This window comes from Aliihoeflea sp. 40Bstr573 (genome assembly GCF_024105655.1).
In the GTDB taxonomy this organism is placed as follows: domain Bacteria; phylum Pseudomonadota; class Alphaproteobacteria; order Rhizobiales; family Rhizobiaceae; genus Aliihoeflea.
Window position 1 is genome coordinate 517,940 of sequence record NZ_JAAAMH010000001.1, and the last position, 12,844, is coordinate 530,783.

A 12,844-nucleotide genomic window follows, 5' to 3' on the forward strand; every position below is an offset into this window, starting at 1 on the left:
CCTTAGCTCTTGCGCGCGTGGCGCGAGCGCATGATGAACTTGTCGGTCGACTTGTTGGACCGCGTCTTCTTGCCCTTGGTCGGCTTGCCCCACGGGGTGACCGGGTGACGGCCGCCCGAGGTGCGGCCTTCACCACCGCCATGCGGGTGGTCGACCGGGTTCATCGCGACGCCGCGAACATGCGGACGCTTGCCCAGCCAGCGCGAGCGGCCCGCCTTGCCGAGATTGATGTTGCCGTGGTCCGGGTTCGAGACCGCACCGACAGTCGCCATGCACGAGCCGTGGACGAGGCGCTGCTCGCCCGAATTCAGGCGAAGGATCGCCATGCCCTGGTCGCGGCCGACGAGCTGGGCGTAGGACCCGGCCGAACGAGCGACCTGACCGCCCTTGCCCGGCTTCAGCTCGACATTGTGCACGATCGTGCCCACCGGCATCGCGCCGAGCGGCATTGCGTTGCCCGGCTTGACGTCGATGGCCTTGGTACCCGCGACGACCTTGTCGCCGACGGCCAGGCGCTGCGGCGCCAGGATGTAGGCCAGCTCGCCGTCCTCGTACTTCAACAGCGCGATGAAGGCGGTGCGGTTGGGATCGTACTCGATCCGCTCGACCGTCGCCGACACGTCATGCTTGCGACGCTTGAAGTCGATGATTCGGTAGGTACGCTTGTGACCGCCGCCCTGGTAGCGGGCGGTGACACGACCGGCATTGTTGCGGCCGCCGGCTGACTTCAGGCCCTCGGTCAGGCCCTTGACGGGCTTGCCCTTGTAGAGGCCCGAGCGGTCGACGATGACCAGCTGGCGGGTGCCTGGCGTTACCGGATTGAATTTCTTGAGTGCCATTTTCCTGTCCTTCCGGTCGCTCAGAGGCCCGTCGAGACGTCGATCGACTGTCCGTCGGCCAGCGTCACGATCGCCTTCTTCACGTCACACGTGCGCCCGATGGTGCCGCGGAACCGCTTCACCTTGCCCTTGCGGACGAGCGTGTTGACACCGGTGACCTTCACGCCGAACAGAGCCTCGATAGCGGCCTTGATTTCGGTCTTCGTCGCCTTGCGGGCGACGTTGAAAACCACCTGATTATTCTCCGAAGCCATGGTCGACTTCTCGGTGATCGACGGCGAGACGATCACGTCGTAGTGGCGAAGATCCGTCATTTGAACCGCTCCTCGAGAGCTTCGATCGCGGCCTTGGAGAGCACGAGCTTCCCACGGCGCAGGATGTCATACACGTTGATGCCCTGGACAGGCAGCACGTCGATATTGGCGATGTTCGACGCAGCACGCTTGAAGTTCTGGTCGATCTCGGCGCCACCGATCATCAAGGCATTCGTCAAGCCGAGCTTGGCGAAATTGGTGACGAGCAGCTTGGTCTTGGCCTCGTTCACCGCCAGATCATCGACGATGATCAGGTCGGAGGACTTGGCCTTGGCCGAGAGCGCATGACGAAGGCCAAGCGCGCGAACCTTCTTGGGAAGGTCGTGCTCGTGGCTGCGAACGACCGGGCCGTGGGCCTTGCCGCCGCCGCGGAACTGCGGAGCGCGAGCCGAGGAGTGACGGGCGCGGCCCGTACCCTTCTGCTTGTACATCTTGGCGCCGGTGCGCGCGATTTCCGCGCGGCCCTTGGCCTTGTGCGTGCCCTGCTGCTTCTTGGCAAGCTGCCAGCGCACAACGCGCTGCAGAATGTCTTCGCGGGGCTCGAGGCCGAAGATCTCTTCCGAGAGCTTCAGCTTGCCGGCGTCGTCGCCGGAGAGCGTGGTGACCTTGAGATCCATCATTCGGCTCCTTCAGCAGCCGGCGCTTCGGAAGCCTGGCTCTTATTTGCAGCGCGGATCGCGGCCGGCTTCGGCGCGTTGTCCGGCATGGCCGACTTCACCGCATCGCGGACGACGATCCAAGCACCCTTGGAGCCCGGAACGGCGCCACGGATCAGGATCAGGCCGCGATCGACGTCGGTCGACACGATTTCCAGGTTCTGGGTCGTCACGCGGGTCGAACCCATGTGACCGGCCATCTTCTTGCCCTTGAACACCTTACCCGGATCCTGGCGCTGGCCGGTCGAACCGTGCGAGCGGTGCGAAACCGAGTTACCATGGGTCGCACGGCCGCCACCGAAATTGTGGCGCTTCATGACACCCTGGAAGCCCTTGCCCACGGAGGTACCCGTCACGTCGACCTTCTGGCCGGCGACAAAGTGCTCCGCGGTGATCTCGGCGCCGATGTCGAGCATGTTGTCTTCCGACACGCGGAATTCCGCGAGCTGGGACTTCGGCTCGACGCTCGCGGCGGCGAAATGGCCGCGCATGGCCTTAGACGTGTTCTTGACCTTGGCAAGGCCAACGCCGAGCTGCACGGCAGTGTAGCCGTTCTTTTCCTGGGTGCGCTGGGCGACGACCTGGCAGTTCTCCATACGGAGAACGGTCACCGGCACATGCTCGCCTGCGTCGTTGTAGACGCGCGTCATCCCGACTTTCTGTGCAATTACACCTGAACGCATTGTCTCGTTCTTCCTTCAGAGGAACCCTGGGGCTTGCGCCCGGCCGGTTCGTGTCTTGCTCGTTAGAGCTTGATCTCGACATCCACGCCGGCGGCCAGATCGAGCTTCATCAGCGCGTCGACGGTCTGCGGGGTCGGATCAACGATATCGAGAAGACGCTTGTGGGTGCGCATCTCGAACTGCTCGCGGCTCTTCTTGTCGATGTGCGGCGAGCGGTTGACGGTGAACTTCTCGATACGGGTCGGAAGCGGAATGGGCCCACGGACGTTGGCGCCGGTGCGTTTGGCCGTCGACACGATCTCGCGCGTCGAGGCATCCAGCACACGGTGGTCAAACGCCTTGAGGCGGATGCGGATGTTCTGTCCGTTCATGCGTTTCTTCCTTCAAGTCTTTCGCGGCGCGGGGCTTTCCCGCGCCCGCGACAGACCGCTTTCCTGTTATTCCGTGATCGAGGCTACGATGCCGGCGCCGACGGTGCGGCCGCCTTCGCGGATGGCGAAGCGCAGCTTCTCTTCCATCGCGATCGGCACGATCAGCTCGACGTCGACCGTCACGTTGTCGCCCGGCATCACCATCTCCGTGCCTTCCGGCAGCGTCACGATGCCCGTCACGTCCGTCGTGCGGAAGTAGAACTGCGGACGGTAGTTGGTGAAGAACGGCGTGTGACGGCCACCCTCTTCCTTCGTCAGGATGTACGCTTCGGCCTTGAACTTCTTGTGCGGCTTCACCGAACCGGGCTTGCACAGAACCTGCCCGCGCTCGACGCCCTCACGGTCCACACCGCGGATCAGCGCGCCGATGTTGTCGCCAGCCTGGCCCTGGTCGAGCAGCTTGCGGAACATCTCAACGCCCGTCACCGTCGTCTTCTTGGTGTCGCGGATGCCGACGATCTCGACTTCCTCGCCGACCTTCACGATGCCGCGCTCGACGCGACCCGTCACGACCGTACCGCGGCCCGAGATCGAGAAGACGTCCTCGATCGGCATCAGGAACGGCTGGTCGATCGGACGCTCAGGCGTCGGGATGTAGGCGTCGACTTCGGCCATCAGCTTGCGGATCGCGTCCTCGCCGATCTCCTTGTTGGAGTCTTCGAGAGCGGCCAGCGCCGAACCCTTGACGATCGGAATGTCGTCGCCCGGGAAGTCGTAGGACGACAGAAGCTCGCGAACTTCCAGCTCGACCAGCTCGAGAAGCTCGGCGTCGTCGACCTGGTCGACCTTGTTCAAGAACACGACGATTGCCGGAACACCAACCTGACGGGCAAGCAGGATGTGCTCGCGGGTCTGCGGCATCGGGCCGTCAGCAGCCGAGCACACCAGGATCGCGCCGTCCATCTGCGCAGCGCCCGTGATCATGTTCTTCACATAGTCGGCGTGGCCGGGGCAGTCGACGTGGGCGTAGTGGCGGTTCTCGGTCTCGTATTCGACATGCGCCGTCGAGATCGTGATGCCGCGCGCCTTCTCTTCCGGAGCGGCGTCGATCTGGTCATACGCCTTGAACTCGCCGAAGAACTTCGTGATCGCAGCCGTCAGCGACGTCTTGCCGTGGTCGACGTGCCCGATCGTGCCAATGTTCACATGCGGCTTGTTACGCTCGAATTTACCCTTAGCCATGTGAATTCTCCATTCCTAGTTCGCCTGAACAGGCTTGATGTCGTTTATGCGCAGCCGTCAGGCACTTACGCGTATTTCTTCTGAATTTCCTGAGCCACAGCCTGCGGGACCGGCTCGTAGTGGTCGAACAGCATCGTGTACTGGGCGCGGCCCTGAGACATCGAACGCAGATTGTCGACGTACTTGAACATGTTGGCGAGCGGAACCATGGCATTGACGACGACGGCCACGCCGCGCGTTTCCTGGCCCTGGATCTGGCCGCGACGGCCATTCAGGTCGCCGATGACGTTGCCGACGTAATCTTCCGGCGTCACGACCTCGACCTTCATGATCGGCTCGAGAAGCTGGGCGCCTGCCTTCTGCGCGCCTTCACGGAAGGCAGCGCGGGAGGCGATTTCGAACGCCAGAACGGAGGAGTCGACGTCGTGGAAGGCACCGTCGATCAGCGTTGCCTTGACGCCGAGCATCGGGAAGCCTGCCAGCGGGCCGGAGGAAAGGACGCTCTGGATGCCCTTCTGGACGCCCGGAATGTATTCCTTCGGAACCGCACCGCCGACGATCTTCGACTCGAAGACGAACTCTTCGGTATCCGGGTTCGGCTCGAACACCAGCTTGACGCGGGCGAACTGGCCGGTACCACCGGTCTGCTTCTTGTGCGTGTAGTCCACTTCGGCCGTGCGCGTGATCGTCTCGCGATAGGCAACCTGCGGCGCGCCCACATTCGCTTCGACCTTGAACTCGCGCTTCATGCGGTCGACGATGATGTCGAGGTGAAGCTCGCCCATGCCGGCGATGATGGTCTGGCCCGATTCCTCGTCGGTCTTGACGCGGAAGGACGGATCCTCGGCGGCGAGACGGTTGAGCGCGAGGCCCATCTTTTCCTGGTCGCCCTTGGTCTTCGGCTCGATCGCGATCTGGATGACCGGATCGGGGAATTCCATGCGCTCCAGGATGACCGGCTTCAGCGGGTCGCAAAGCGTGTCGCCCGTGGTGGTCTCCTTGAGACCGGCCAGAGCAACGATGTCACCGGCAAACGCCTCTTCGATGTCCGAACGCGAGTTCGAGTGCATCTGCAGCATGCGGCCGATGCGCTCCTTCTTGTCCTTCACGGTGTTCTCGAGCGAAACGCCCTTCTTGAGAACGCCCGAATAGATGCGACAGAAGGTGAGCGAGCCGACGAACGGGTCGTTCATGATCTTGAAGGCGAGCATCGAAAGCGGCTCATCGTCAGACGACTTGCGCGCGATCTCGGCTTCGGTCTTCGGGTCGATGCCCTTGATCGACGGAACTTCGATCGGCGACGGCAGGAAGTCGACGACGCCATCGAGCAGCGGCTGCACGCCCTTGTTCTTGAAGGCGGAGCCACAGAACATCGGGAAGAACTTGACCGCGATCGTGCCCTTGCGGATCAGCGCGCGCAGTTCGTCGTTCGACGGCATCTCGCCTTCGAGGTAGCGCTCGAGCGCGCCTTCGTCCATTTCGACGGCGGTCTCGATCATCTGCTCGCGGAACTGGACGGCCTTTTCCTTCAGGTCGTCCGGGATCTCGACGATATCCCATTCGGCGCCGAGGTTCTCGGACTTCCAGACGAGGGCGTTCATCTCGATCAGATCAACGACGCCGGCAAACTCGTTCTCAGCGCCGATCGGCAGCTGCACGACGACCGGGGTCGCGCCAAGGCGGCTCTTGACCATCTCGACCGAGCGGTAGAAGTCGGCGCCGATCTTGTCCATCTTGTTGCAGAAGATCATGCGCGGGACATGATACTTGTCGGCCTGGCGCCAGACGGTCTCGGTCTGCGGCTCGACACCGGCATTGGCGTCGAGGAGCGCGATCGCACCGTCGAGAACGCGCAAGCTGCGCTCGACTTCGATGGTGAAGTCGACGTGGCCAGGCGTGTCGATGATGTTGAAGCGGCGCTTCTTGCCGTCACGGCCCTGCCAGAACGTGGTCGTCGCGGCAGACGTGATCGTGATGCCGCGCTCCTGCTCCTGCTCCATCCAGTCCATGGTCGCGGCGCCGTCGTGGACTTCGCCGATCTTGTGCGACTTGCCCGTATAGAACAGGATGCGCTCGGTCGTCGTCGTCTTGCCGGCGTCGATATGCGCCATGATACCGAAATTACGGTAGTCTTCGATGTTATATTCGCGGGCCATGATTGTGCCTTTCCCTTATCGCCGGGCTTACCAGCGGTAGTGCGCGAAGGCGCGGTTGGCTTCGGCCATCTTGTGCGTGTCTTCACGCTTCTTGACTGCCGTGCCGCGGTTGTTCGAGGCGTCCATGAGTTCGCCCGAGAGGCGATCGATCATGGTGGTCTCGTTGCGGTTGCGGGCAGCGGTGATCAGCCAGCGGATAGCCAGGGCCTGACGGCGCTCCGGACGGACGTCGACCGGAACCTGGTAGGTCGCGCCACCGACGCGGCGCGAACGCACTTCCACATGCGGCGCGACGTTGTCGAGCGCAGTGTGGAAAAGCGCAACCGGCTCGGCCTTTGCGCGGGTCTCGAGCTGCTCCAGCGCGCCATAGACGATGCGCTCGGCAGCCGACTTCTTGCCGTCGAACATGACGGCGTTCATGAACTTGGTGATCACCAGGTCGCCGAACTTCGGATCCGGGTTGATCTCACGCTTTTCTGCACGGTGGCGTCGGGACATGTCTCTCGTCTCTCACGATCGCGGCCGGCGGTCGAACCGCCCCAGCCGGAAAACCTTACTTCGGACGCTTGGCGCCGTACTTCGAACGACGCTGCTTGCGGTTCTTGACGCCCTGGGTGTCGAGAACGCCGCGGATGATGTGGTAGCGCACGCCGGGAAGATCCTTGACGCGGCCGCCGCGGATCATGACCACGGAGTGCTCCTGAAGGTTGTGACCTTCGCCCGGGATGTAGCCAATCACTTCGAAGCCGTTGACGAGGCGGATCTTCGCAACCTTACGCAGAGCGGAGTTCGGCTTCTTCGGCGTCGTCGTGTAGACGCGCGTGCAAACGCCGCGCTTCTGCGGGTTGGCCTGCATGGCCGGAACCTTGTTGCGCTTCACCGGCGCAATGCGCGGCTTGCGGATCAGCTGGTTGACGGTAGGCATTAAACCTTCCTCTTTCTCTCAATCTCGTGTCTCAAGCCCGTCAGGGCGCCAGCGGCAGCAATTCCATGCACGAATTCGGGCAAAACACCGCACTTGCGGTTTCGCCCAACAAACGCAGAGGAAGCGTTGCCGCTTCTTGCAAGCCGGAAATGTGTCGTCGCTCGTAATAACGAACCCTGTTTGAGACAAACTCCAAAGCGCGTCGCTTCGGAAAGGAGAGTCTCACATCGGCTCAGACGAGGCGGCTTCTAACCCTAAGCCACCGGATCGTCAACCCCATTCGGCCTCCAGCGGCGAGATAGGTCGCCCGCCCGACCACCACGAAAGAAAATATCGTGAACGTGCCGCAAAACGGAGCGAAAACGCCGCCTGACAGAAGAAGGTTGTCCCGTCCCGCGCCATATGGAATGACCGGCCGAAGGAATCAAGATCGGAAGAGCGCCATGAACGACAATGAAGAGCCGCGGGTCACCATCATCGTCGGTCGCGTGTGGCGCAGCGATTCCGCACCGGCCGAAAGAATCAACGTCCTCCTGCGCGCGCCCGACGACGACAGCGCGGTGCGCATGACTCTCGAAGCGCTTGCAAGGGAGGGCTATTCCCGCGCCGAGCTCGACCAGATCGGCGAACTCGAAGGCATGCCCGACGAAGAGCCGCACATGTCGGCCTGGCAGGGCGCGATCGAGGGCGAGATCGCGATCGTCCAGGTCGGCTGAGCCTACTTGGACGTCGCCATGGCGGCTGCCGCCGCGGCCATCACGGTCGCCCCTGCCCGGTTGGTCAGCCGCACCGCGCGCGGGGAGCGGATGAACCGACGCGCGCGCGAGGCAAGCAGCACCCAGGCAAGATCGACGGCGACGAGCACGACTAGCATGGTCGCGGTCAGTTCGGCCCATGCGAGAAGCGTCACCTGCGACAGGTCGATGATGACCGGAAGCAGCGCGACATAGAAGACCATGATCTTCGGATTGCCGATCGTGACGGCGAAGCCCGCGAGAAACATGCGCAGCGGCGAAGTTCGTGGTGCGATCTCGTGTTCTTCGATCGTCGACGGCGCGGTCCACATCTTCCAGGCAAGATAGAGAAGATAGGCGATGCCGGCATATTTGATGACGGCGAAGAGGCCTTGGAAAGTCTGCGCGATCGCGACGAGGCCGAAAACCGCGCAGGCGAGCCAGATCGCCTCCCCCAGCCACATGGCGAACAGGAACGGCATGACGTCGGAATAGCCGCGCGTCAGCACGCGCGCGACGAGCGCAGCGATGCTCGGGCCGGGCGAACCGGCCGAAATCGCCAGCGCGCCGGCGAAGATGGCGAGAGCGGTGAGGTCCATCGATTTCGATCCGTTGACGCCGAACGGTGCCACCGGCGCGCCGCCCTTGCAAGCTGCATGAAAAAGGCCGCCGGATCGATCCGGCGGCCTTTTGCGATCGGTGACGTCGCCAGCCTTACTCGGCAGGCGTCTCCGACATGTCAGCCAGCATCGGGTTGGCCATCTCGGCGCCCGACGACTTGCGGCGCTCGTCGAGGATCAGATCGTCGCGCGACGAGGCGATGCGACGGATCTGGCTCATCTGTCCGCCGGTGCCGGCGGGGATCAGACGGCCCACGATGACGTTCTCCTTCAGGCCCTGCAGCGTGTCCATCTTGCCGGCAACGGCCGCCTCGGTAAGGACGCGGGTCGTTTCCTGGAAGGACGCGGCCGAGATGAAGGACGGCGTCTGCAGCGAGGCCTTGGTGATGCCGAGCAGCACCGGCTCGCCGGCCGCAGGCTTCTTGCCTTCCTCGATCAGGCGGTCGTTGACCTCGTCGAGTTCGATCGAGTCGACGTGGTCGCCCGCGATGTACTGCGAGTCGCCCTGCTCCGTAATCTCGACCTTCTGCAGCATCTGGCGAACGATCACCTCGATGTGCTTGTCGTTGATCACGACGCCCTGCAACCGGTAGACTTCCTGGATTTCGTTGACGAGGTAGGAAGCCAGAGCCTCCACGCCCTTGATCGCCAGGATGTCGTGCGGCGCCGGGTTGCCGTCGAGGATGTAATCGCCCTTCTCGATGGAATCGCCTTCCTGGAGGTGGAACGGCTTGCCCTTCGGGATGAGGTATTCGACGGCCTCGACATCCGAGTCATGCGGCTCGATGACGATGCGACGCTTGTTCTTGTAGTCCCGGCCGAAGCGGACCGTACCGTCGATCTCGGCGATGACGGCGTGATCCTTCGGACGACGCGCTTCGAAGAGCTCGGCCACACGCGGCAGACCGCCGGTGATGTCCTTCGTCTTGGCGCTCTCCATCGGAACACGCGCGATCACGTCACCCGGCTGGACCGTTGCGCCCGGCTCGACCGAGAGAATGGCCTCGACCGAGAGCAGGAAGCGCGCGTCGCCGCCCTTCGACAGCTTGGCGACCTTGCCCTTCTCGTCCGAAACCGTGATCGCCGGCTTCAGATCCGTGCCGCGCGGCGTGGAACGCCAGTCGATGACCTCACGCTTGGTGATGCCGGTCGACTCGTCGGCCGTTTCCTGAACCGAGATGCCGTCGACAAGATCTTCGAACTCCACGCGACCGCCGACTTCCGTCAGCACCGGACGGGTGTAGGGGTCCCACTCGGCGATGCGCTGGCCGCGCTTCACCTTGTCGCCCTCGTCGACGAAGATGCGCGAGCCGTAGGTGACGCGGTGAACCGCGCGTTCCTTGCCCGCCTCGTCGGCGATGACCACCGCCATGTTGCGGCCCATGACGACCAGATGGCCGTCCGAGTTGCGCACCACGTTGCGGTTGCGGATCTTGACCGTGCCTTCGTAGGACGCTTCGAGGAACGAGCTGTCCACCACCTGGGCCGTACCGCCCATGTGGAAGGTACGCATGGTGAGCTGCGTGCCCGGCTCGCCGATCGACTGCGCCGCGATGACGCCGACGGCCTCGCCCTGGTTGACGGGCGTGCCGCGTGCAAGGTCACGGCCGTAGCAGACCGCGCAAACGCCGGTGCGCACTTCGCAGGTGAGCGCCGAACGGATGCGGACGGACTGAATGCCAGCCTTCTCGATCACATCCACGTCGCGCTCGTCGATGAGCGTGCCGCCCTTGACGAGCACGTCGCCCGACACCGGATGGAGGATATCCTCCAGCGCCGTACGGCCGAGAACGCGCTGGCCGAGCGATGCGACCACCTGGCCGGCATCGACGATCGGCTGCATCGTCAGACCCTTCTCGGTTCCGCAATCGACGGCATTGACGATGCAGTCCTGCGCCACGTCGACGAGACGGCGGGTCAGATAGCCGGAGTTCGCGGTCTTCAAGGCGGTGTCAGCCAGACCCTTGCGGGCGCCGTGGGTGGAGTTGAAGTACTCCAGAACCGTCAGGCCTTCCTTGAAGTTCGAGATGATCGGCGTCTCGATGATCTCGCCGGACGGCTTGGCCATCAGACCGCGCATGCCGGCAAGCTGACGCATCTGCGTCGGCGAACCACGCGCACCCGAATGCGACATCATGTAGATCGAGTTCATCGGCTTTTGCCGCTTGTTGTCGTCGAACTCGACCGCCTTGATGCGGCCCATCATCTCGTCGGCAACCTTCTCCGAGCACTTGGCCCAGGCGTCGACGACCTTGTTGTACTTCTCGCCCTGGGTAATCAGGCCGTCATTGTACTGCTGCTCATATTCCTTCGCGAGCGCTTCCGTATCGGCCACCAGCTTTGCCTTGGTGTCCGGGATGACCATGTCGTCCTTGCCAAACGAAATGCCGGCCATGCAAGCGCGGGCGAAGCCGAGCGCCATGATGCGATCGCAGAAGATGACCGTCTCTTTCTGACCGCAGTGGCGATAGACGGTGTCGATCATCTTGGAGATGTTCTTCTTGGTCATCTCCTGGTTGCAGATCTCGAACGGTACGTTGACGTTCTTCGGCAGAAGCTCGCCAATGAGCATGCGGCCCGGCGTCGTGTCGTAGATCTTGGACGTGACCTTGCCTTCGGCGTCGACCGAGCGGAAGCGGCCCTTGATCTTGGCGTGAAGCGTCACCGCCTTGGTCTCGAGCGCGTGCTGCATCTCGCCCATGTCGGCGAAGATCATGCCCTCGCCCGGCTCGTTGTCGTTGACGATCGACAGGTAGTAGAGGCCGAGAACCATGTCCTGCGATGGCACGATGATCGGTGCGCCCGACGCCGGATGCAGGATGTTGTTGGTCGACATCATGAGCACGCGCGCTTCGAGCTGGGCTTCCAGCGAAAGCGGAACGTGTACGGCCATCTGGTCGCCGTCGAAGTCGGCGTTGAACGCCGTGCAGACGAGCGGGTGGAGCTGGATCGCCTTGCCTTCGATCAGGATGGGTTCGAAGGCCTGGATGCCCAGACGGTGCAGCGTCGGCGCGCGGTTCAGGAGAACCGGGTGCTCACGGATGACCTCGTCGAGGATATCCCAGACTTCCGGACGCTCCTTCTCGACCAGCTTCTTCGCCTGCTTGACGGTCGAGGAATAACCCTTGGCGTCGAGGCGGGCGTAGATGAAGGGCTTGAAGAGCTCGAGCGCCATCTTCTTCGGCAGACCGCACTGGTGCAGCTTGAGCTCGGGACCGGTCACGATGACCGAGCGGCCCGAATAGTCGACGCGCTTGCCGAGCAGGTTCTGACGGAACCGGCCCTGCTTGCCCTTGAGCATATCGGAGAGCGACTTCAGCGGACGCTTGTTGGCCCCCGTGATGACGCGGCCGCGACGGCCGTTGTCGAACAGGGCATCGACCGCTTCCTGAAGCATGCGCTTCTCGTTGCGGATGATGATGCCGGGCGCGCGCAGCTCGATCAGGCGCTTCAAGCGGTTGTTGCGGTTGATGACCCGGCGATAGAGATCGTTCAGGTCGGACGTCGCAAAGCGGCCGCCGTCCAGCGGAACCAGCGGGCGCAGGTCCGGCGGGATGACGGGGACGATCTTCATGATCATCCACTCGGGACGATTGCCCGATTCCATGAAGTTCTCGACCACCTTGAGGCGCTTGAGAAGCTTCTTCTGCTTGAGGTCCGACGTCGTGGTCGCAAGCTCCGAACGCAGATCGCCCGCGATCTTCTCTAGGTCCATCCCGGCAAGCAGATCGTGGATCGCCTCGGCGCCGATCATGGCGGTGAAGGAGTCCTCGCCATATTCGTCGACGGCCATCATGTAGTCTTCCTCGCTGAGAAGCTGGTGCTCCTTCAGCGCGGTCAGACCCGGCTCGGTGACGATGTAGTTCTCGAAATAGAGAACGCGCTCGATGTCCTTCAGCGTCATGTCGAGAAGCGTGCCGATGCGGCTCGGCAGCGACTTCAGGAACCAGATATGCGCGACCGGCGCGGCAAGTTCGATGTGGCCCATGCGCTCGCGGCGCACGCGCGACAGCGTGACCTCGACACCGCACTTCTCGCAGATGACGCCCTTGTACTTCATGCGCTTGTACTTGCCGCACAGGCACTCGTAGTCCTTGATCGGGCCAAAGATGCGCGCGCAGAAAAGGCCGTCGCGTTCAGGCTTGAACGTACGATAGTTGATGGTTTCCGGCTTCTTGATCTCGCCGTAGGACCAGGAGAGAATCTTGTCCGGGCTGGCCAGCGAAATCCGGATGGAATCGAAGGTCTGGGCCGGCGCCTGAGGGTTGAAAAGATTCATGACCTCTTGGTTCATGCCGTTCTCC

Annotated in this window: 12 protein-coding genes; 1 reads left to right on the forward strand and 11 read right to left on the reverse strand. The window is 63.0% G+C overall.

What is annotated here, in order from left to right:
• Positions 1–2: 2 nt before the first annotated feature.
• The 9 genes from rplB to rpsL all read right to left on the reverse strand — a co-directional run bounded on the left by rplB (position 3) and on the right by rpsL (position 7,186).
• On the reverse strand, positions 3–839 hold the full coding sequence (gene rplB / locus GTK01_RS02540; protein ID WP_252924262.1) for a 50S ribosomal protein L2: 837 nt from the start codon (positions 837–839) through the stop codon (positions 3–5).
• Between the two features lie 20 nt (positions 840–859).
• Positions 860–1,153 (reverse strand): 50S ribosomal protein L23, encoded by a 294-nt coding sequence (locus tag GTK01_RS02545; protein ID WP_252924263.1) that lies wholly within the window; start codon positions 1,151–1,153, stop codon positions 860–862.
• Positions 1,150–1,770 carry a 50S ribosomal protein L4 gene (gene rplD, locus GTK01_RS02550; protein ID WP_252924264.1) on the reverse strand — a complete coding sequence of 207 codons (621 nt, stop codon included), beginning with the start codon at positions 1,768–1,770 and terminating at the stop codon, positions 1,150–1,152. The genes GTK01_RS02545 and rplD overlap by 4 nt, the downstream gene beginning before the upstream one ends.
• The gene (rplC, locus tag GTK01_RS02555; protein WP_252924265.1) at positions 1,770–2,492 is read right to left on the reverse strand and encodes a 50S ribosomal protein L3; all 723 of its coding nucleotides are present in this window, start codon (positions 2,490–2,492) and stop codon (positions 1,770–1,772) included. Before rplC ends, rplD begins: the two co-directional genes overlap by 1 nt.
• A 62-nt stretch (positions 2,493–2,554) precedes the next feature.
• Positions 2,555–2,863 (reverse strand): 30S ribosomal protein S10, encoded by a 309-nt coding sequence (gene rpsJ / locus GTK01_RS02560; protein WP_007066362.1) that lies wholly within the window; start codon positions 2,861–2,863, stop codon positions 2,555–2,557.
• 66 nt (positions 2,864–2,929) lie between these two features.
• Positions 2,930–4,105: an elongation factor Tu gene (gene tuf / locus GTK01_RS02565; protein ID WP_252924266.1), complete on the reverse strand. Its 1,176-nt coding sequence runs from the start codon at positions 4,103–4,105 to the stop codon at positions 2,930–2,932.
• A 65-nt stretch (positions 4,106–4,170) separates the two neighbouring features.
• Complete coding sequence (fusA, locus tag GTK01_RS02570; RefSeq protein WP_252924267.1) at positions 4,171–6,261, reverse strand: elongation factor G; 2,091 nt, start codon at positions 6,259–6,261, stop codon at positions 4,171–4,173.
• A gap of 27 nt (positions 6,262–6,288) precedes the next feature.
• On the reverse strand, positions 6,289–6,759 hold the full coding sequence (rpsG, locus tag GTK01_RS02575) for a 30S ribosomal protein S7 (RefSeq protein WP_024585420.1): 471 nt from the start codon (positions 6,757–6,759) through the stop codon (positions 6,289–6,291).
• Positions 6,760–6,814: 55 nt separating this feature from the next.
• Entirely contained in the window at positions 6,815–7,186 is a 372-nt protein-coding gene (gene rpsL / locus GTK01_RS02580) for a 30S ribosomal protein S12 (RefSeq protein ID WP_024585419.1), read from the reverse strand.
• A 443-nt stretch (positions 7,187–7,629) separates the two neighbouring features.
• Here rpsL and GTK01_RS02585 point away from each other — a divergent pair, with 443 nt between their 5' ends.
• Positions 7,630–7,902, forward strand: a complete 273-nt coding sequence (locus tag GTK01_RS02585; protein WP_252924268.1) for a transcriptional regulator — start codon at positions 7,630–7,632, stop codon at positions 7,900–7,902.
• A gap of 2 nt (positions 7,903–7,904) precedes the next feature.
• On the opposite strand, the gene GTK01_RS02590 is transcribed toward GTK01_RS02585, so the two are convergent.
• Positions 7,905–8,519 (reverse strand): LysE family translocator, encoded by a 615-nt coding sequence (locus tag GTK01_RS02590; RefSeq protein ID WP_252924269.1) that lies wholly within the window; start codon positions 8,517–8,519, stop codon positions 7,905–7,907.
• Between the two features lie 115 nt (positions 8,520–8,634).
• Complete coding sequence (rpoC, locus tag GTK01_RS02595; RefSeq protein WP_252924270.1) at positions 8,635–12,834, reverse strand: DNA-directed RNA polymerase subunit beta'; 4,200 nt, start codon at positions 12,832–12,834, stop codon at positions 8,635–8,637.
• Between the last annotated feature and the right edge of the window lie 10 nt (positions 12,835–12,844).

Coding starts and splice junctions, on each gene's coding strand:
- GTK01_RS02585 (WP_252924268.1), top strand. CDS start 7,630: ATGAACGACAATGAAGAGCCGCGGGTCACCATCATCGTCGGTCGCGTG.
- GTK01_RS02590 (WP_252924269.1), bottom strand. CDS start 8,519: ATGGACCTCACCGCTCTCGCCATCTTCGCCGGCGCGCTGGCGATTTCG.
- rpsG (WP_024585420.1), bottom strand. CDS start 6,759: ATGTCCCGACGCCACCGTGCAGAAAAGCGTGAGATCAACCCGGATCCG.
- rpsL (WP_024585419.1), bottom strand. CDS start 7,186: ATGCCTACCGTCAACCAGCTGATCCGCAAGCCGCGCATTGCGCCGGTG.
- rpoC (WP_252924270.1), bottom strand. CDS start 12,834: ATGAACCAAGAGGTCATGAATCTTTTCAACCCTCAGGCGCCGGCCCAG.
- rplB (WP_252924262.1), bottom strand. CDS start 839: ATGGCACTCAAGAAATTCAATCCGGTAACGCCAGGCACCCGCCAGCTG.
- rplD (WP_252924264.1), bottom strand. CDS start 1,770: ATGGATCTCAAGGTCACCACGCTCTCCGGCGACGACGCCGGCAAGCTG.
- fusA (WP_252924267.1), bottom strand. CDS start 6,261: ATGGCCCGCGAATATAACATCGAAGACTACCGTAATTTCGGTATCATG.
- rplC (WP_252924265.1), bottom strand. CDS start 2,492: ATGCGTTCAGGTGTAATTGCACAGAAAGTCGGGATGACGCGCGTCTAC.
- tuf (WP_252924266.1), bottom strand. CDS start 4,105: ATGGCTAAGGGTAAATTCGAGCGTAACAAGCCGCATGTGAACATTGGC.
- rpsJ (WP_007066362.1), bottom strand. CDS start 2,863: ATGAACGGACAGAACATCCGCATCCGCCTCAAGGCGTTTGACCACCGT.
- GTK01_RS02545 (WP_252924263.1), bottom strand. CDS start 1,153: ATGACGGATCTTCGCCACTACGACGTGATCGTCTCGCCGTCGATCACC.